General features: G+C 65.5%; 16 protein-coding genes. 5 read left to right on the top strand and 11 right to left on the bottom strand.

Annotated features, from left to right (window positions below; translation table 11 throughout):
- Positions 1 to 177: 177 nt before the first annotated feature.
- The 9 genes from hflC to BLT26_RS13065 all read right to left on the bottom strand — a co-directional run bounded on the left by hflC (position 178) and on the right by BLT26_RS13065 (position 10,522).
- The gene (hflC, locus tag BLT26_RS13025; RefSeq protein WP_091515053.1) at positions 178 to 1,053 is read right to left on the bottom strand and encodes a protease modulator HflC; all 876 of its coding nucleotides are present in this window, start codon (positions 1,051 to 1,053) and stop codon (positions 178 to 180) included.
- Between the two features lie 11 nt (positions 1,054 to 1,064).
- Positions 1,065 to 2,210: an FtsH protease activity modulator HflK gene (gene hflK, locus BLT26_RS13030; protein WP_091515056.1), complete on the bottom strand. Its 1,146-nt coding sequence runs from the start codon at positions 2,208 to 2,210 to the stop codon at positions 1,065 to 1,067.
- Between the two features lie 80 nt (positions 2,211 to 2,290).
- The gene (hflX, locus tag BLT26_RS13035) at positions 2,291 to 3,589 is read right to left on the bottom strand and encodes a ribosome rescue GTPase HflX (protein ID WP_091515060.1); all 1,299 of its coding nucleotides are present in this window, start codon (positions 3,587 to 3,589) and stop codon (positions 2,291 to 2,293) included.
- 143 nt (positions 3,590 to 3,732) lie between these two features.
- Positions 3,733 to 4,020 carry an RNA chaperone Hfq gene (gene hfq / locus BLT26_RS13040; RefSeq protein ID WP_091515063.1) on the bottom strand — a complete coding sequence of 96 codons (288 nt, stop codon included), beginning with the start codon at positions 4,018 to 4,020 and terminating at the stop codon, positions 3,733 to 3,735.
- 183 nt (positions 4,021 to 4,203) lie between these two features.
- Positions 4,204 to 5,127 (bottom strand): tRNA (adenosine(37)-N6)-dimethylallyltransferase MiaA, encoded by a 924-nt coding sequence (gene miaA, locus BLT26_RS13045; RefSeq protein ID WP_091515273.1) that lies wholly within the window; start codon positions 5,125 to 5,127, stop codon positions 4,204 to 4,206.
- Between the two features lie 52 nt (positions 5,128 to 5,179).
- Complete coding sequence (mutL, locus tag BLT26_RS13050) at positions 5,180 to 7,060, bottom strand: DNA mismatch repair endonuclease MutL (protein ID WP_091515066.1); 1,881 nt, start codon at positions 7,058 to 7,060, stop codon at positions 5,180 to 5,182.
- Positions 7,061 to 7,119: 59 nt separating this feature from the next.
- A complete protein-coding gene (locus BLT26_RS13055) occupies positions 7,120 to 8,502 on the bottom strand; it encodes an N-acetylmuramoyl-L-alanine amidase (protein WP_091515070.1) in 1,383 nt (460 codons plus the stop codon).
- A 56-nt stretch (positions 8,503 to 8,558) separates the two neighbouring features.
- Complete coding sequence (gene tsaE / locus BLT26_RS13060) at positions 8,559 to 9,041, bottom strand: tRNA (adenosine(37)-N6)-threonylcarbamoyltransferase complex ATPase subunit type 1 TsaE (protein WP_091515073.1); 483 nt, start codon at positions 9,039 to 9,041, stop codon at positions 8,559 to 8,561.
- The gene (locus BLT26_RS13065; protein WP_091515076.1) at positions 9,041 to 10,522 is read right to left on the bottom strand and encodes an NAD(P)H-hydrate dehydratase; all 1,482 of its coding nucleotides are present in this window, start codon (positions 10,520 to 10,522) and stop codon (positions 9,041 to 9,043) included. The genes tsaE and BLT26_RS13065 overlap by 1 nt, the downstream gene beginning before the upstream one ends.
- A 167-nt stretch (positions 10,523 to 10,689) precedes the next feature.
- Between BLT26_RS13065 and queG the strand changes: the two genes are divergently transcribed.
- On the top strand, positions 10,690 to 11,811 hold the full coding sequence (gene queG, locus BLT26_RS13070) for a tRNA epoxyqueuosine(34) reductase QueG (protein ID WP_091515079.1): 1,122 nt from the start codon (positions 10,690 to 10,692) through the stop codon (positions 11,809 to 11,811).
- Here queG and orn read toward each other — a convergent pair.
- Complete coding sequence (orn, locus tag BLT26_RS13075) at positions 11,808 to 12,347, bottom strand: oligoribonuclease (protein WP_091515081.1); 540 nt, start codon at positions 12,345 to 12,347, stop codon at positions 11,808 to 11,810. The two genes, queG and orn, sit on opposite strands and share 4 nt — an antisense overlap.
- Before the next feature lie 126 nt (positions 12,348 to 12,473).
- Here orn and rsgA point away from each other — a divergent pair, with 126 nt between their 5' ends.
- The 4 genes from rsgA (at position 12,474) to BLT26_RS13095 (ending at position 16,594) form a co-directional block, all read left to right on the top strand.
- Positions 12,474 to 13,502, top strand: coding sequence for a small ribosomal subunit biogenesis GTPase RsgA (gene rsgA / locus BLT26_RS13080; protein WP_091515083.1), 1,029 nt, complete (start codon positions 12,474 to 12,476; stop codon positions 13,500 to 13,502).
- 72 nt (positions 13,503 to 13,574) lie between these two features.
- The gene (locus BLT26_RS13085; RefSeq protein ID WP_217631440.1) at positions 13,575 to 14,381 is read left to right on the top strand and encodes a sulfurtransferase; all 807 of its coding nucleotides are present in this window, start codon (positions 13,575 to 13,577) and stop codon (positions 14,379 to 14,381) included.
- Between the two features lie 64 nt (positions 14,382 to 14,445).
- Positions 14,446 to 15,303 carry an archaetidylserine decarboxylase gene (gene asd / locus BLT26_RS13090; RefSeq protein WP_091515086.1) on the top strand — a complete coding sequence of 286 codons (858 nt, stop codon included), beginning with the start codon at positions 14,446 to 14,448 and terminating at the stop codon, positions 15,301 to 15,303.
- Positions 15,304 to 15,364: 61 nt separating this feature from the next.
- Positions 15,365 to 16,594, top strand: coding sequence for an MFS transporter (locus BLT26_RS13095; RefSeq protein ID WP_091515089.1), 1,230 nt, complete (start codon positions 15,365 to 15,367; stop codon positions 16,592 to 16,594).
- Here the strand turns inward: BLT26_RS13095 and BLT26_RS13100 are convergent.
- Complete coding sequence (locus BLT26_RS13100; RefSeq protein WP_091515091.1) at positions 16,591 to 17,964, bottom strand: cyclic di-GMP phosphodiesterase; 1,374 nt, start codon at positions 17,962 to 17,964, stop codon at positions 16,591 to 16,593. The two genes, BLT26_RS13095 and BLT26_RS13100, sit on opposite strands and share 4 nt — an antisense overlap.
- Between the last annotated feature and the right edge of the window lie 49 nt (positions 17,965 to 18,013).

Here is an 18,013-nt window from a genome sequence, read left to right on the forward strand (position 1 = left end):
CAGGTGCTGATTACAGAGCAACGGGTGCCGGCCGGGGCCGGTCGGGATCCCACACAAAAAAACCGGGCAACGCCCGGTTTGGGTGATTTTACCATCAACTCGCCGGGGGAAGGTAGGGGTAACGGGGTGGCTCTCCACCGCATTTTTCTCCCTACCCGTCCCGGCCGGGCCGGGACGCTATTCGCGGCCCCCGGCGTCCTTGAGGTAACGGAAGAACTCGCTGTCCGGCTCGATCAGTATCATGTCCGAGCGATCGCTGAAGGACTCCCGGTACGCCTTGAGGCTGCGGGTAAAGCTATAGAATTCCGGGTCCTTGTTGAAGGCCTGGGCGTAGATGGAAGCCGCCAGGGCATCGCCCTGACCGCGCAGCTCCTCGGCCTTGCGCTCAGCCTCGGCCTCGATCTCCACCACCTGGCGGTCGGCGTTGGCGCGGATACGCTCACTGGCCTCCTGGCCCTTGGCCCGGTGGTCACGAGCTTCCAACTCACGGCCGGCGCGCATGCGCTGGAATACCGACTCGGATACCTCCGGCGGCAGGTCGATGCGCTTGACCCGCACGTCGATCACTTCCACGCCCAGGTTGCCCTGGGCAACCTGGTTGAGGTTCTTGGTGATCTCGGACATCAGCTCGTCGCGCTGGCCGCTCACCACCTCGTGCAGGTCGCGCACACCGAACTGGTTGCGCAGGCGGTCGTTGATCTGCTCTGACAGCAGCCGCACCGCATTGCGCTCGTCACCGCGGGTGGCGACGTAGAAGCGGCCCACATCAAAGATGCGGAACTTCGCATAGGAGTCCACCATCATGAACTTGTTTTCCGCATTCAGCATCCGCACCGGCTGGGAGTCCACGGTCTGGATGCGGGCATCGAACTTGCGCAGTTCGTGCACCAGCGGGATCTTGAAGTAGAGGCCCGGCCCGTAGTCGGTCCGCACCAGCTCACCGAAGCGCAGCAGCACGGCTTTTTCCGTCTCCTTGACCACGAAGGCACTGGAGGAAATCGCCAGTATTGCCAGCAGCAGCGCGGCAATGATTACCAGAGTTCTGTTGTTCATGCTTCTCCCCCTTAGCGTACGTCGCGGCTGCGGCGGCTGTTGGCGGCCTCGGTGCGGAGCCGGTCCACCACACGCTGGTAGACCTCGTCCACCACCTGGGTGGTCACGCCCTTGCGCTGCGCGCCGTTGTCGGCGCTGCGTTCCGCCAGTTTATCCAGCGGCAGGTACATAACGTTGTTGCCACCCTCGACGTCGACCATGACCTTGGAGGTGTTGCTCATCACGTCCTGCACCGCATCCAGGTATAGGCGCTCGCGGGTGACCTCCGGTGCCTGCTGGTATTCGTTCAGCAGCTGCTCGAAGCGCACCGTTTCACCGCGGGCCAGCTCGACCACGCGGGCCTTGTAGGCCTCGGCTTCCTCGAGGATGCGCTGGGCGCTACCACGGGCTACCGGGATCACCTGGTTGGCGTAGGCCTGGGCCTCGTTCTGCAGGCGCACCTCGTCCTCGCGGGCCTTGGTCACATCGTCAAACGCGTCCTGCACCTCGCGCGGTGCCTTGGCGTCGGTCAGGTTGACTACGTCGACGCGGATACCGGTCTGGTAGAGGTCAAGGTACTGCTGCAGGCGCTCCTGGGTCTCGGCGGAAACCTGGGTCCGGCTCTGGGAAATGACCCCGTTGAGGGTCGCGGATCCAACCACATGGCGCAGCGCGCTGTCGGTGGCCTCCTGCAGGCTCTTCAGCGGATCGGCCACGCGCAGGACGAAGGATTCGGCGTCGTCGATGTGCCACTGCACCGTGAGCACCACCTCGACGATATTGGCATCCTCGGTCAGCATCTGGCCGGTGGTACGCTCGGTACGCACCTCGGTCATGTTCACCTTGGTGACACTGTCGATCAGCGGTGGGTTCCAGTGCAGGCCTGAAGTCTCGCTGCTGTGATATTTGCCCAGCCGCAGGACAACGGCCTGCTCATTGGCGTCCACCTGGTAGAACCCCAGCAGGCCGTAGAGCACGGCCACCACGATGGCCACCAGCGCCCAGGGGAAACGCCCCTCGCCGCCGGTATCACCGCCCCCGCCGCCAAACAGGCCACCAAGCTTGCGCTGCAACTTGCGCAGCAGCTCGTCCAGGTCCGGCGGGCCGTCATTGCGGTTATTGCCGCCACCGCTGCCCCAGGGGTCTTTGTTGTTGCCACCCGGCTCGTTCCAGGCCATCGACTCACTCCAACTGTTTATCTGTATGGATCTTTAAACTTGTGACGGCATTCTACCATTGATCGCCGCCGCTTTTTGCCTCACTCGGCCGCGCGCCACTGCGGGCCGTCTGCTGCGCCGGCGAATGGCGCCAGCAGGCGCTGCAGGTCGCCGCGCGGTAACACCAATTCCAGCTCGCAGTCGCCGTTGTCGCGGTATTCCTCTCCCTTGACGGCATTCATCTCGTAGAGCTGCGCCCGCAGGCGCGAATGGCGGGCCGCCACCAGGAGGTGGCCGCGCACCATCTGTTCGCCGAGGCGCTCCGAGATGGCGTCCACCAGCAGCTCGCAGCCCTCGCCGGTAACCGCCGACAGCCACACGGCCCGCGGCACGCCGTCCGCGTCGCGGTCGATGGTGGGTTCCTTCGCCGCCAGCAGGTCAATCTTGTTGTATACCACCAGCTGCGGCAGGTCAGCCGCGCCGATCTCCTCCAGCACCAGCTGCACTTCTTCCATCAGTCGCAGGCGGTCGTCCGAGGCGGCGTCCACCACGTGCAGCAGCAGGGTGGCGCTGGCGGCCTCCTCCAGCGTGGCGCGAAATGCCTCGACCAGCCGGTGCGGCAAGTGCGACACGAAACCCACCGTGTCCGCCAGGATCATGCCCCCCACACTGGGCAGTTCCACCCGCCGCATGGTGGGATCCAGCGTCGCAAACAACTGGTCCCGGACATATACGCCGGCATCCGTCAGCCGGTTGAACAGGGTCGACTTGCCTGCGTTGGTGTAGCCCACCAGCGACACGGTAGGCACCTCGGCACGGGTGCGGGCGCGGCGCCCCTGGTCCCGCTGGCGGCGCACCTTCTCCAGGCGTTTCTCGATCGAGTCGATACGCGCGCGCAGCAGTCGCCGGTCGGTCTCCAGCTGTGTTTCACCGGGACCGCGCAGGCCGATACCACCCTTCTGTCGTTCCAGGTGGGTCCAGCCGCGCACCAGCCGGGTGGCCATGTGTCTCAGCTGTGCCAGCTCCACCTGCAGTTTGCCCTCGTGGGTGCGGGCCCGCTGGGCGAAGATATCCAGGATCAGGCCGGTGCGGTCCAGCACCCGGCAGCGCAGCTCGCGCTCAATATTGCGCTCCTGGCTCGGTGACAGGTTGTGATCGAAGATCACCAGCTCGGCGCCGTGCTCTCTCACCGCCTGCTGGATTTCCTCCAGCTTGCCGCGGCCCACAAAGGTGCGGGGATCCGGCTTGGCGCGCTGGCCGAAGATGAAGGTTACCGGGTCAGCACCCGCGGACAGGGCCAACTCCTCGAATTCGCGCGGGTCTTCCGGGCTGTCGATGGCCGACAGCTCAAGGTGCACCAGCACCGCCAGCTCACCGGATTCCGGACGTTCAAAAAACAATGGGATTTCTCAATTGTTGCGCGGGAGTCATTGTAGTCGCCTCCCGCAGCCGAATAGACAGGAACCGGGCGCCGCTACAGCCAGCGCCCAACCGCAAAAGCCCCGGGGGCCGGGGCTCTCACTGCATCGAGGGGGAACCGGTATCAGGCGAAGCTGTCGCGCTCACCGCCTTCACCAGCGCCCTCACCAGCACCGCCCTGGGCCGCCGGGTTGAGCAGCGGCACGCGCACCGCGCGCGATGGCACCACGGTGGAAATGGCGTGCTTGTATACCATCTGGCTCACGGTGTTTTTCAGCAACACCACGAACTGGTCGAAAGATTCAATTTGCCCCTGAAGCTTGATGCCGTTTACGAGATAGATAGAAACCGGGATACGCTCTTTGCGCAGAACATTGAGGTAAGGGTCTTGTAAGCTGTGCCCTTTTGACATCTTTTTTCTCCTTGTCAAAAGCTGGTAGCCGTATGCAGGCCATAATCGCGTCCGCGAACTCCGCGAACTAAGGGACGGTTACGGTTGAATACGCGTGCAAAATAGGTCGGAAACGCCCGACTCTGTGATAATAACTGACTGATCAATGCCGGCCTGGAGCCGGCACACTCACGTTATGGCTGCTCAGGCGAGAAATTTCAAGGCTTCCGCCAAGATTTCATCATTTTTGCGCAGTGTGCCATCGGGCGCCTGCAGGTAAATGTGCGCCAGATCCGGCCAGCGGCGCAGCCAGGTGAGCTGGCGCTTGGCTAGTTGCCGGGTGGCAGCGATCCCCGCCTCGGCCATCTCATCGTAGGTGAGCTCGCCTGACAGGTACTGCCACACCTGGCGGTAACCCACTGCGCGGATCGCCGGCAGGTCCTCGTGCAGGTCTCCCCTCGCCCGCAGCCCGCGCACCTCTTCCACGAACCCACGCTCCAGCATTTGCCGGAAGCGCCGCTCGATGCGCTCGTGCAGCAGCGCGCGGTCCCGCGGCAACAATGCCAGTTGCGTCACCCGGTAGTGATCGGTTACCGGCTCCCGCGCCTGCTCGCGGCGCAATTCCGACAGCGGCCGCCCCGTCAGGCGGTAGACCTCGAGACCCCGTTCGATGCGCACCGAATGATTGGGGTGCAGCTCGGCGGCGAGCTCCGGGTCCACTTGTGCCAGCTCGGCGTGCAGTGCCGGCCAGCCATCGCGCTGCGCTCGGGCCTCGATCTCGGCGCGCAGCCGCGGGTCCGCCTGTGGCAGCTCAGCCATTCCCTGCAGTAGAGCCCGGAAATAGAGCATGGTTCCGCCCACCAGCAGCGGAATACGGCCGGCGGCACTGATATCGGCCATCGCCGCCAGGGCATCGCGACGGAAATCCCCGGCCGAATAGGATTCAGAGGGATCGCAGATATCGATCAGGCGGTGGGGGTAGCGCGCCAGTTCCTGCTCGCTGGGCTTGGCGGAGCCGATGTCCAGGCCGCGATAGACCAGCGCCGAGTCGACACTCACCAGCTCTACGGGCAGGTGCTCACTGATGCCCATGGCCAGGTCGGTCTTGCCCGACGCGGTGGGGCCCATCAGGAAGATGGCCCGCGGCTTGTCATCATCGGGGCTGGCGCTCGGGCTCAAGTCACTGTCCCCGCATAAACCATTTGTCCATATCAGCCAGTTTAACCTCGGTCCAGGTGGGACGGCCGTGGTTGCACTGGCCACTGCGCTCGGTGCGCTCCATGTCCCGCAGCAGCGCATTCATTTCCGGCACCGTCAGCTTGCGGTTGGCCCGCACCGAACCGTGGCAGGCCATGGTGGACAACACCTCGTTGATGCGCTCGCCGATGCGGTCGCTGCCCCCCTGCGCCAGCAGGTCAGAGAGCACGTCGCGCACCAGCTGCTCCACTTCGGCGCCGTGCAGCATGGTCGGCACCTGGCGCACCAGCAGCGTCTCCGGGCCGGCCCGCTGGAGCACGAAGCCGAGCGCAGTGAAAACCTCGCTGCGCTCCTCGAAACAGTCGGCTTCGCGCTGGCTCACCGCCAGGCTCACCGGCACCAGCAGCGGCTGCGCCTGGATACCGCCGGCGGCGTGAGCCGCCTTCATCTGCTCATACACGATGCGCTCGTGGGCCGCATGCATATCCACGACAATCAGCCCCTGGGCGTTCTGCGCCAGGATATAGATGCCGTGCAGCTGGGCCAGGGCGTAACCGAGCGGCGGGGCCTCCGCATCGTCAGGTGCAGGCGGCATGGCGACACCGGCGCCCGGCAGGGGCGCCGACCCGGGCCCGGAAGCGATGGCAGTTTCCGCCACGCCGGCGGACCCGGCATAAGGCTGGTGAAGGGTGCCATACCCCTGCATCTGCCCCTGCAGCCGCTCCGGCGCGGGTGATGACGACAGCGGCATGCGCTGCTGGCCGCCGAACTCACCGGCCGCCACGCCGGAGACCGCGGGGGCCGGGGAAGGCTGTATCACCTCGCCGGTGTCGGCGGCCACCTGCTCCCGCTCGCCCGGGCGCACGGACGCCAGCGCGCGGTGCAGGCTGCCGAACAGGAAATCGTGCACCAGGCGACTGTCGCGAAAACGCACCTCGTGCTTGGTGGGGTGCACATTCACGTCCACCGATGCCGGGTCCAGCTCCAGGTAGAGCGCGAACGCCGGGTGGCGGCCGTGATAGAGCACGTCGGCAAAGGCCCGGCGTACCGCGTGGCTGACCACTTTGTCGCGGATGGCCCGGCCGTTGACATAGAAAAACTGCAGGTCGGCCTGGGAGCGCGAGAAGGCCGGCTCTGCCACCCACCCCCACAGGCGCAGGCCACTGCGCTCTACATCGATATGCAGTGCATTCTGCATGAAGGCCGGCCCGCACACCTGGGCCACACGGCGCTCCATCTCCACCCGACCGCTGCCGGCGCGGAGGTTGTGCACACCCTTGCCGTTGTGGCGCAGGCTGATGGCCACATCGAAACGCGACAGGGCCAGGCGCTTGATGGTCTCATCGACCCGATTGAATTCGGTCTTCTCGGTGCGCAGGAACTTGCGCCGCGCGGGCGTATTGAAGAACAGGTCCCGGACATCGACGGTGGTGCCGCGGGGATGGGCCGCCGGCGCCACCTGCGCCTGCATGTCGCGCCCCTCGGCACTGACCTGCCAGCCCTTGCCACTCTCCTCGCGGCTGCTGGTCAGCTCCAGGCGTGCCACCGAGGAGATACTGGCCAGTGCCTCGCCGCGGAAACCGAGCGTGGCGACTGCCTCCAGGTCCTCGAGGGCATGGATCTTGGATGTGGCGTGGCGGGCCAGGGCCAGCGGCAGGTCGTCCTTGCCGATGCCCTTGCCGTTATCCCGCACCTTGATGCGCTTGATGCCGCCGTTATCGATCTCCACGTCGAGGCGGGTAGCGCCGGCGTCCAGGCTGTTCTCCAGCAATTCCTTGATCACGGACGCCGGGCGCTCCACTACCTCGCCGGCGGCGATCTGGTTGGCGAGGCGGGGGGAGAGCTGCTGGATCTTGTCGTGCATAAACGGGGATCTGCGCCTGCGGACAGGCTCCTACATTCAGAAATTCTTACAGTGGGGCCTCAGCCCGAGGGAATGGTCAGGGTCTGGCCCACCCGGATGACCGAGTTGCGCATGCCGTTGACCTTCTTCAGCGCCGTCACTGATACGTTGTAGCGCGAGGCGATTGCCGACAGTGTGTCGCCCCGGGCAATCGTGTACTCGCGCCGGCTGCCGCGGTTGGCCGCCAGCCAGGTGCCCGCCGGCGGGCGGCTGCTGAAGTGCGCCACTATACCCTCGCTGAGCTTTTCTGCCAGTCGGCGCTGGAATGCCGGGTCGCGCAGCTGCCTGGCCTCGTGGGGATTGGTGATAAAGCCAGTTTCCACCAGGATCGACGGCACGTCGGGGGAACGGAGCACCGCAAAGTTGGCCTGCTCCACCTGTTTCTTGTGCAGGTGGGTGACCTGGCCCAGCTGCGCCAGCACGCTCGCGCCCACATCCAGGCTGGCCGTCATGGTGGCGGTCATGGACAGGTCCAGCAACACCCCGGCCAGGGTATCGTCCTTGTCGCCCAGGCTTAGGCTGCCGGCGCCGCCAATCAGGTCGGACTCGTTTTCCCGCTGCGCGAGGAAGCGCGCCGTCTCACTGGTGGCACCGCGCGAGGAAACCGCGTAAACGCCAGCCCCGCGAGCATCCTTGCGGGTAAAAGCATCGGCATGGATAGACACGAACAGGTCGGCGCGCAGCGCGCGACCCTTGTTGACCCGGTCCCGCAGCGGGATGTAGTAATCGCCGGTGCGCACCAGCTTGGCGGCGAAACCGGGCTTGCGATCGATGGCTTTATGCAGCTGGCGGCTGATGGCGAGCACCACGTCTTTCTCACGCAGTCCCCCCGGACCGGAGGCTCCCGGGTCCTCACCGCCATGGCCGGCATCGATAGCGATCACGATATCCCGCTCGCGGGCCACTTCCAGCAGGGTTTTCTCTTCCTGCTCGACCCGGTCGTACAGGTCGATCACCAGGCGGTCCGGCTTTTCCTCCAGCCTGCGCAGGGCAAAACTCCGCGGCCTGGTCGCCTGCTTGAGGTCCAGCACTACCCGCAGGTCCCTCTTGTTATGGCGGGCATGGCGCACCTGTGCGATGGGTGTACCGTCGAGCTCGAGAGCATCAAATGCCGCGGCGAGCCGCGTATCGCTCACATCGATCACGACCCGGTGGGGATTACTCAGGGTAAACAGCTTGTGCTCCGCCGGCCCACTGAGGTCGAAAACCAGGCGTGTGTGGTCCGGCGCGCGCCACAGGCGCACGCTCTCCACTTCCGCCGCTTCGGCAATCACCGACAACAGCAGTGGCAGCGTCGCCAGCGTGCGGCCGATTGCACGGGGAGTGAAAAGGTGGAAGAGCGCCGCTACCAGCCTGTTTGCCGGGCCCGTTGCCGAGCCGCCAATCCGCCACGATCTTTTCATGGTTCAGCCCTGTTAACGTTATTCTGCCTTACATTCCCGCCGGTCATCCGGGAAGTTTATCCCAACAGGGAATTCATTGCCCCGAGCACCCGCACACCCTGCTCCGACTGTGCCCGGGCCCGCAGCGTGCGGCCGCGGTCCGGCACTCCCAGCTCCACCACGAGGTCCGCGTCCGGCAATACACCCTGCCCCCGCTCCGGCCACTCCACCAGGCTGAGGCAGTGTGGCCCGAAATAGTCGCGCACCCCCATGAATTCCAGCTCCTCGGCGTCCCCGAGACGGTAGAGGTCGAAGTGGTACAGCCGCTGCTCGCCCAGCTCGTAGGGTTCCACCAGGGTGTAGGTGGGACTCTTGACCGCACCGTGGTGCCCGAACGCCCGCAGCACACCCCGGCAGAAGGTCGTCTTGCCAGCGCCCAGCTGCCCGTGCAGGAATACCATCATCCCCTGGGGCAGGCCCGTCGCCAGGCAGGCGCGGCCAAGCGCCGCACCCGCGGTGACGGTGGCCTCTTCGTCCGCCAGCTTCCGTTTCAGTTCCATCAGTCCACCAGTTTTCTCACCCAGGGCAACAGGTCGGTGGCCAGCAGGCCGCGCTGGCCATCTGCCGCCGCGCGGTTGCCGGCTTCGCCATGCAGCCACACCGCCAGCCGCGCAGCTTTCGGCAATGGCATGTGCTGGCCGATCAGGGCCGCCACGATGCCCGTGAGCAGGTCTCCCATGCCACCGGAGGCCATGCCCGGATTACCGCTGTTGATCAGGTCGACGCCGCCCTCGTGGGCGATCAGCGTGCCGGCTCCCTTTAGTATCACCACGCCACTGAACTTCTGCTGAATCGCCTGTGCGGCGGTGCGGGGATCGGCCAGCACCTCATTGGTCTCCCAGCCCAGCAGGCGCGCCGCTTCTCCTACATGGGGCGTGAGCACCCAGTCGTCGCGCCGGTGGCCGGCGAGCACGCGGCCCCCGGCAAGGATGTTGAGGGCATCGGCATCGAGTACCACCGGCACATCTGCGCGCGCGGCGCGCGCCAGCAGCTGTTCGCCCCACGGCTCCCGGCCAAGGCCCGGGCCTACGGCGACCACGCTGGGGGAATCCAGCAGCGGCTCCAGCTCCTGCCCGGAAATTACCGGCCGGGCCATGACTTCGGGGCAGCGGGTCAACGCCGCCGGCAGGTGCTCGGGGCGGGTGGCAAGGGAGACCAAGCCGGCGCCGGTGCGCGCCGCTGACTCTGCTGCCATCATCGCCGCCCCACCGAAACCGCGATCGCCACCCACCACCAGCACATGGCCAAACTGGTTCTTGTAGGCATCGGCGGGACGCCGGGGTAACCGGGGCACGCTGGCGGCACCGTAGCGCTGCGCCAGGGGCTGCTCGTCGCGATAGACAGAGTCGGGGGCACCCAGGCCGGCAAACACCACCTCGCCACTGAGCGCCGCCCCGCGGCCACAAAAAAGGCCGAACTTGCGCCCGATAAAGGTGACGGTGACATCCGCCTGGACGGCGGTTTCGGCGAAACCGCTGTCGGCCTCCACGCCGGAGGGCATGTCGACGGCCAGCACCGGGGCCGGCGCCCTGTTGATACGCTCGATCGCCTGCGCCATATGCTCGCGCACGGCACCGGAGAAGCCCGTGCCCAACAGCGCATCGACGATCACCGTATTCGCGTCGGCACTGTCCAGCTCCGCCAGGGAGGTAACCACCTGGACGCCCTCCTGCCCGGCGTAGCGGAACGCCTCAGCCGCATCACCGGAGAGCTTTTGTGGCTCGACACAGGCGTAGACAGTCACCGGGATCTGCCGCTCGGCCGCCAGGGCGGCTATCACGTAGCCGTCCCCACCATTGTTGCCGCCCCCGCAGAACACCTGCAGGCGGCCGGCCTCCGGCCAGCGAGCCAGCAGCTGCGTGAAAGCGGCCCGCCCCGCGCGCTTCATCAGGCTGATGGAGGGTATCCTGAGAGCGGCGATGGTGCGGCGGTCGAGCTCCCGGACCGACTCGGCGCTGTAGAGGGGCTGGGGGATGTCCATTGCGCTTCCCTGTGTAACTCTGGTTTGATTCAACCCTGGTGTGGTTAATTTTTAATCTGTGGCAGAATAGCCGCCGCCGGGCAGCTCCCGGCCGCATGGGACACGCCGGAAGTATACCTTTTCCGGGCGTACAATTTGTCCCCCTGTAGACACCCGACTGGAGCCACATGAGCGATTCACCCGACGCCGACAAGCTGCTCGCCGAACTGGCCGCGCACATCAAGACCTGGGGGCGCGAGCTGGGCTTCCAGCAGGTGGGCATTACCGACTGCCGGCTGGAAGCCCATGGTGAACGCCTGCGCCAGTGGCTGGCGGCCGGTTACCAGGGTGAGATGGACTGGATGGCAGCACATGGCGACAAGCGCTGGCGACCCGAGTTGCTGGAACCGGGCACCCTGCGCGCCATCAGCGTGCGACTCGACTACCTGCCGCCCGATACCGAACCGGTGCGGGTGCTGAAGGACGACAGCAAGGCCTATGTCTCCCGCTACGCCACCGGCCGCGACTACCACAAGCTTATCCGCAAGCGGCTCGCCCGACTGGCGGCCCAGGTCGAGGAGTTCTGTTCCCGCCACGGCCTGGCGGCAAAGGGACGGGCCTTTACCGACAGCGCACCGGTCATGGAGCGGGCGCTGGCGGAGAAGGCCGGCCTGGGCTGGATTGGCAAAAACTGCATGGTGCTTAACAGCGGCGCCGGCTCGTGGTTCTTCCTCGGCGAGATCTACACCAACCTGGCCCTGCCAGTGGACACCAGCACAGAGCCCAACCAGTGCGGCGAGTGTACCGCCTGCCTGAAGGTATGCCCCACCGACGCTTTCGTCGGCCCCTACCAGCTGGATGCGCGCCGCTGTATTTCTTACCTGACGATCGAAAACAAGGGCGCGATTCCGGAGGAATTCCGCGAGCCCATGGGTAACCGGGTTTTCGGCTGCGATGATTGCCAGATTATCTGTCCCTGGAACAGGTTCGCCAGACCCACCGCGGAGTCCGATTTCCACCCGCGTCACGGGCTGGACGACGGCGGGCTGCTGGCGCTGTTCGGCTGGAGCGAGCAGGAGTTTCTCGAGCGCACGGCCGGCTCGGCGATCCGCCGCATCGGTTACGAGCGCTGGCAGCGCAACCTGGCCGTGGCACTGGGCAACGGCGACGCGACGCCGGAAGTGATCACGGCGCTGGAGCAGCGACTGGCCGACACCACGCCGCTGGTGGCGGAGCATATTGAGTGGGCCCTGGCGCGGCTACGCAGCGGGCGGCGCCGCAGGCGCAAGATCAAGCGCGGGGCGGCCTAGACGCGGAAGAAATTGTCCCTGTAGTGACGCAGCTCGTTGATGGAATCGTGGATATCGTCGAGGGCCAGGTGACTGCTCTCCTTCTTGACCCCTTCCAGCACATCCGGCCGCCAGCGGCGCGCCAGCTCCTTCACCGAGCTGACGTCCAGGTTGCGGTAGTGGAAGTAGCTCTCGAGCTGTGGCATGTAACGCACCAGGAAGCGGCGGTCCTGGCCGATGGAGTTACCGCACATGGGAGAGGCACCCTCCGGCACCCACTGGCGCAGGAACTCGAGGGTCTCCCGCTCCGCTTCCCGCTCGGAAATATTTGATTCCCGCACGCGCTTCACCAGTCCCGAGCCGCCGTGCTGCTCGGTGTTCCACTCATCCATTGCCGCGAGCAGCGCGTCACTCTGGTGTACCGCCATCGTCGGGCCCTCGGCGAGCACATTCAGGCGCGAGTCGGTGACGATCGTGGCAATTTCGATAATGCGTTCTTTCTCCGGATCGAGGCCGGTCATTTCCAGGTCGATCCAGATCAGGTTGTTCTGGTCCAATGGGGGGTCTCCTCTGCCTCGTTGCAAGGTACCGCAACTTGCCCGGGTTGCAAACTGTGGAGCGGGAATGACGCAGGCTATGCCTGTCGGGCTATAATCCGCGGCGAATCGCCCACGGTCCCATCAATGAGCAAACGCAGACTGAACCGGCGCCAGAAGTGGCGCATCGAAAAGATCCAGCAGGAGCGGGAGGCGCGTGCCCAGAAGCGCGCCGAGGATGCCGAGCACGCGCTGGAGGAGGGCGACCTGGGTCCCGAGCAGACGGGACTGGTGATCGCCAATTACGGCACCCAGGTATTGGTTGAGAGCGAGAGCGACCCCGAATTGCGCCAGCGCTGCCACCTGCGCGCCAATATCGATACCCTGGTCACCGGTGACCGGGTCGCCTGGCGCCCGGCACTCCGGGAGGGAAGTGGCGGCACCGGCGTGGTAGGGGCGCGCCTTGCGCGCCATTCGGAACTGCAGCGACCGGACCGCTACGGCGACCTGAAGACGGTGGCAGCGAACATTGACCGGATCGTAATCGTCATCGCGCCCTACCCCGAGCCCTTTGCCAATGCCATCGATCGCTACCTGGTGGCCGCGGAAAGCACCGGCATCCCGCCAGTACTGCTGCTGAACAAAATCGACCTGATCGATGACAGCAACCGCGATGCACTCGAGGACCTGCTGGCACCCTACCCGGGGCTGGGTTACCCGGTGATGCGCCTGTCGACCAAGACCGGGGAGGGCCTGCCGGAACTGCTGGGGACGCTCGCCCGGGGCACCAGCGTTTTCGTGGGCCAGTCGGGCGTGGGCAAGTCATCACTGGTCAACGCGCTTCTGCCGGGAGCCGGTGCCCGTACCGGCGCGTTGTCGGAAGCAACCCGCAAGGGCACCCACACCACCACCGCGGCGGAACTGTTCCATCTGCCCGCCGGCGGCGATCTGATAGACTCCCCGGGCATCCGTGAATTTGGCCTGTGGCACATGAGCGAGGGTGCACTACTGGAGGGCTTTGTGGAGTTCCGGCCGTTTATCGGCCACTGCCGGTTCCGCGACTGCCGCCACCAGGGGGAACCCGGCTGCGCCATCACCGACGCACTGGCGCGCGGCGACATCAGCGAACGGCGCATGAACAGCTTTATCCACCTGCGCAACAGCCTGGAGGAGTGACCCACCGAACGGGAACGGGCGCTGCCACTTGCAGGCAAGAACTGACAGGCAAGAATTGAAAGGAGACGCAACTTGTCCGATCCACTGCCGCTGATTATCGAGCCGGAGCAGCTGGCCGCGCAGCTCGAGCGCGAGGACCTCCTGCTGGTGGACCTGAGTTCACCGCAGAATTACGCCAGTGGGCATATCCCCGGCGCATTGCACCTGCCCTTCCAGGCGCTGCTGGCGGGCACCCCCCCGGCGCCGGGCAAGCTACCCGGCACCGACAGGCTGGCCCGGCTCTTCCGCGCCATCGGCTTGCGCCCCGAACATCACGTTGTGGCTTTCGATGACGAGGGCGGCGGCTGGGCCGGGCGTTTCCTCTGGACCCTGGAAGTCATAGGGCACAAAAACTACAGCTATCTCAACGGTGGCATGCGCGCCTGGCACGGTGCCGGCCTGCCCCTCACTACCGATGAGCCACAAGTCACACCCAGCGAGATAGACGTGCAGGTAGATCCGGGCCCGATGATGGACAAGGATGAGATACTCCAGCGTATCGACTCGCCGCAATTCTGCATCTGGGACGCGCGCTCCCCGCAAGAGTACAGTGGAGAGAGAGTGGTGGCCCTGAGGGGCGGCCATATTCCGGGAGCCATCAACTGTGAGTGGACCCGGCTGATGGATCCGCAGCGCGACCTGCGCATCCGCAGCGACGCGCGCGAATTTCTCGCCGGCCTCGGCATCGATGACAGCAGCGAAATCGTTACCCACTGCCAGAGCCATCACCGTTCCGGCTTTACCTGGCTGGTAGGCAAGTCCCTCGGCATGAATATCCGCGCCTACCCGGGCTCCTGGAGCGAGTGGGGTAACCTGCCGGACACGCCGGTGGAGCAGTAAGATTCACGCTAACCGCAGAAATTTTCCGATTCAGTCCCTAGGAGCCTGGTGACAGGCAGTTTTTATGCATCCAAAACTCTTTACTACATTACAGTACCTCGCCCCCCAACATATGCTGTCCCGCGCTGCCGGCTGGCTGGCGGAGACGCGCGTGAAGGCCATCAAGGACCCTTTTACACGCTGGTTCGTGGACAAGTACGACGTGAACATGAGCGAGGCGCAGGAAGAAGACTTCACCGCCTATGCCAGCTTCAATGACTTTTTCACCCGCGCGCTCAAGGACGGCGCGCGGCCGGTCGCGGAAGGCGAAAACACCATCGCCTGCCCGGCGGACGGGGCGGTTAGCCAGGTGGGGGAAATCCAGAACGGCCGTATTTTCCAGGCCAAGGGCCACGACTACAGCCTGATTGAGCTTGTGGGCGGCGACGCCCAGGTAGCCGCGCAATTTTCCGGGGGCCACTTCGCCACCATTTATCTGTCACCCCAGGACTACCACCGCGTGCACATGCCGGTAGACGGCACCCTGCGGAGCATGACGTATGTTCCCGGCCAGCTGTTTTCCGTCAACACAGTCACCGCGGCAAATGTGCCGCGGGTGTTCGCCCGCAACGAACGGGTGGTGTGCATTTTCGACACTGCCGCGGGCCCCATGGCACTGGTGCTGGTCGGAGCCATGATCGTGGCAAGCATCGAAACGGTCTGGGCCGGCCTCGTGGCACCGCTCAAGCGCCGCATCCAGACAGTCAGTTACCAGGACAACAAGCCCATCGAACTCGACAAGGGCGAGGAAATGGGTCGCTTCAAGCTGGGCTCCACCGTCATCATGCTGTTTGGTGCCGACCAGGTGAGCTGGCTCGAATCACTGGATGCGGAGGAGAAGGTCCGGATGGGCGAGCACTTCGGCGATATCACCGCGACCTGAGACAATAAAGGGGCCCCGGCGCGGGCCCCTTTACACGCACCCCCGACTGCTGAAAGATTCGATGTCCCTGCTACCACCCTTCATGCGCGAACGCGCCAATCTCGTCTTTTTTGCCCTGTTTGCCGTCGCCGCCTCCGGTTTCGGGCAGACCTTCTTTATCTCGGTTTTCGGCGGCGCCCTGCGTGCGGAATTCGGGCTCAGCAACGCCTGGTATGGCGCCAGCTACAGCGCTGCCACGCTGGCTTCAGCCATCGCGCTGCTGGCCTGCGGCAGCCTGGCGGATCGCTGGCCGCTGCGGCGGATCACGGCGCTGGTGGTGATAATGCTGGCACTGGCCTGCCTGCTGATGGCCGGTGCCCAGCACCCGCTGATGCTGCTGCCCGCCTTCTTCCTGCTGCGCTTTGCCGGCCAGGGCTTCATGACGCACCTGGGGATGACAACCGCCGGACGCTATTTCAGCGGCAACCGGGGCAAGGTGATCGCAGTGGCGGCGCTCGGCTTCCCGCTGGCGGAAGTCCTGCTGCCAACGGGAGGCGCATGGCTGATTGAGACTTCTGGCTGGCGCAGTGCCTGGCTGGTGGCATCCCTGGTGCTGGTGGGGCTGGTGCTGCCCGGGCTGCTGTGGCTCGCGGATACCCGCTCGGCCGAAGGCAGCGGTGAGGCCGCTACAACCGGCTCTGGCGACGACCTTACCCGTGCCGAGGTCCTGCGCGAGCCCGGTTTTTACCTGCTGCTGCCGGCAGCGCTGATGACACCAATGGTGGTTACTGCGGTGTTGTTTCACCAGGGTGCCATCGGTGAAGCGCGGGGATGGTCGCTGGGCCTGCTGGCCGCTGCCTTCGGCGGCTATGCAGCCGGTCACCTGCTCATGCTGTTCCTGGCCGGCAGCCTCGTGGATCGCTTCGGGGCCCAGCGCAGCCTGCCGCTCGCGCTGTTGCCCATGCTGATCGGCCTTCTCTTGCTGGCCTGGGTCGAGCGCGACTGGGTACCGCTGGCCTACCTGACCCTGTTCGGGATCACCCAGGCGGGCACCGGTACCGCCGGTGGCGCCCTCTGGCCCGAGCGCTACGGCACTCGCCACCTGGGGGCAATCCGCGCGGTATCCCAGGGAGCAATGGTGCTATCTACAGCGATCTCGCCCCTGCTTGCCGGGCTGCTGCTCGATGGAGGGATCGGTGTGCACTGGCTGGCCGGTTCGATGGCAGCGGCAGTGGCGGGTTCCGCACTGCTGGCACTGCTGGCGCGACCGATGCGGCGCGGGGGTTACGAGGAAGGAAAGGAAGAAGCCTAGCTGGCAAATAACCGCGAGAGCACCGCGGACAGCCCACCGCCCTGCAGCAGGTATTGGTCACGTACCGCCGCCACGTCCACCTGGGGATACTTGCGCGGCTCCAGGTCCTGCACGATGGTGATCTTGTCGGCGGGGCTGAGCTTGCCCTGATCGATCAGTCGCTGCTTGCGGTCGTCCTCCGCTGCCAGGTCCAGCAGGCGCGGCTTCGGCAGCGGCTGCCTGGCCCGATCGAGCACCACGGCCACCCGCGGGCGCAGGCGATGATGATAGGTCTGTTCCACCACTACGGCGACCTCGCCGGTGGACAGCTCGACCTCGGTGCCGGTGGGGTACAGGCCAATCGCCTGGATAAACTCCACCACCAGTTGCTCGTGAAACCCCCTGCCACGCAAGTCATACAGCTGGGCAACCGCCCGTGAAGGGGCTACCGGGAAGTGCTCGCCACGGGGATTGGTGGCCTCATCGTAGAAAGTGACAATGCCGCACATGCGCGCCAGCACCGGGATCTTCCCACCGCTGAGGCCACGCGGGAAACCACTGCCATCGTGGCGCTCACAGTGGCAGTGAATGATATCGAGCACCTGCGGATCCAGGCCGGGCTCGGCCGACAGCATTTTCACACTGTGCTCGACGAAGCGCCGGTATGCGCCGTCGGCCACGGGGTCACGCCGGGAAGATCGCAGCACCTCGTCGGGGATTTCCATCTTGCCCACGTCTTTCAGCAGGCACGCCGTGCCCAGCTGCACCAGCTCGTGCCGGCGCAGTCCTATATGGCGGCCGAAGATCACCGCCCAGATACCCGCGCGCAGCGAGTGGCTGAATGTGTACTCGTCCTTCTCCCGCACGCGGGCGAGCCAGGCCGCAGCGTCGGGGCTGCGAAGCACGTTGTCCACCAGCTCCTCGACCACTTCGCCGACCTGCCGGAGCGGCAGCGGCGCGCCGCTTCTCAACTGCACCATGACCTGGTGCATGCAGTGTTGCAGCTGGCGGAAGAGTTTGCGCGCCCGGGGGGCCGCTTTGCGGGCAGGCTGCGGTGGCGGGTAGGCCTGGTGCGAAACCTTGACCGGCCGGCATGGAATGGCGACCGGGGAGCGCTCCTTGCCACGTGCAGATTTCGGCGCCGCACCGGTGAAATCACGATCGTTCTGGCGGGCCAGTTGGCGCAGGCTCGCGCCGACAACCCCGACCGTCTTGGCCATGTCGACGTAAACATAGCTGCAATAGCGCTGCAGCTGCCGGATTTCCTCCAGGTCACGGATATAGAAACCCTGCAGCGCGAACGGCGTATGGGTCCACGGCCGGTCGAGCCGGGACACAAACATGCCGCGCTGCAGCTGTTCTACATGTACCTTGACCTGCTTGATCGCCACGCGGGTAGAGGCTCCCAGTCAATTATTCTTTATTCATTCGGCTGTTTTT

The organism is Microbulbifer yueqingensis (assembly GCF_900100355.1).
Classification (GTDB): Bacteria; Pseudomonadota; Gammaproteobacteria; order Pseudomonadales; family Cellvibrionaceae; genus Microbulbifer; species Microbulbifer yueqingensis.

Excerpts from the sequence above, each read along its gene's own strand:
- hflC (WP_091515053.1), bottom strand. The coding sequence starts at position 1,053 with ATGAACAACAGAACTCTGGTAATCATTGCCGCGCTGCTGCTGGCAATA.
- hflK (WP_091515056.1), bottom strand. The coding sequence starts at position 2,210 with ATGGCCTGGAACGAGCCGGGTGGCAACAACAAAGACCCCTGGGGCAGC.
- hfq (WP_091515063.1), bottom strand. The coding sequence starts at position 4,020 with ATGTCAAAAGGGCACAGCTTACAAGACCCTTACCTCAATGTTCTGCGC.
- miaA (WP_091515273.1), bottom strand. The coding sequence starts at position 5,127 with ATGGGCCCCACCGCGTCGGGCAAGACCGACCTGGCCATGGGCATCAGT.
- mutL (WP_091515066.1), bottom strand. The coding sequence starts at position 7,060 with ATGCACGACAAGATCCAGCAGCTCTCCCCCCGCCTCGCCAACCAGATC.
- BLT26_RS13055 (WP_091515070.1), bottom strand. The coding sequence starts at position 8,502 with ATGAAAAGATCGTGGCGGATTGGCGGCTCGGCAACGGGCCCGGCAAAC.
- tsaE (WP_091515073.1), bottom strand. The coding sequence starts at position 9,041 with ATGGAACTGAAACGGAAGCTGGCGGACGAAGAGGCCACCGTCACCGCG.
- BLT26_RS13065 (WP_091515076.1), bottom strand. The coding sequence starts at position 10,522 with ATGGACATCCCCCAGCCCCTCTACAGCGCCGAGTCGGTCCGGGAGCTC.
- queG (WP_091515079.1), top strand. The coding sequence starts at position 10,690 with ATGAGCGATTCACCCGACGCCGACAAGCTGCTCGCCGAACTGGCCGCG.
- rsgA (WP_091515083.1), top strand. The coding sequence starts at position 12,474 with ATGAGCAAACGCAGACTGAACCGGCGCCAGAAGTGGCGCATCGAAAAG.
- asd (WP_091515086.1), top strand. The coding sequence starts at position 14,446 with ATGCATCCAAAACTCTTTACTACATTACAGTACCTCGCCCCCCAACAT.
- BLT26_RS13095 (WP_091515089.1), top strand. The coding sequence starts at position 15,365 with ATGTCCCTGCTACCACCCTTCATGCGCGAACGCGCCAATCTCGTCTTT.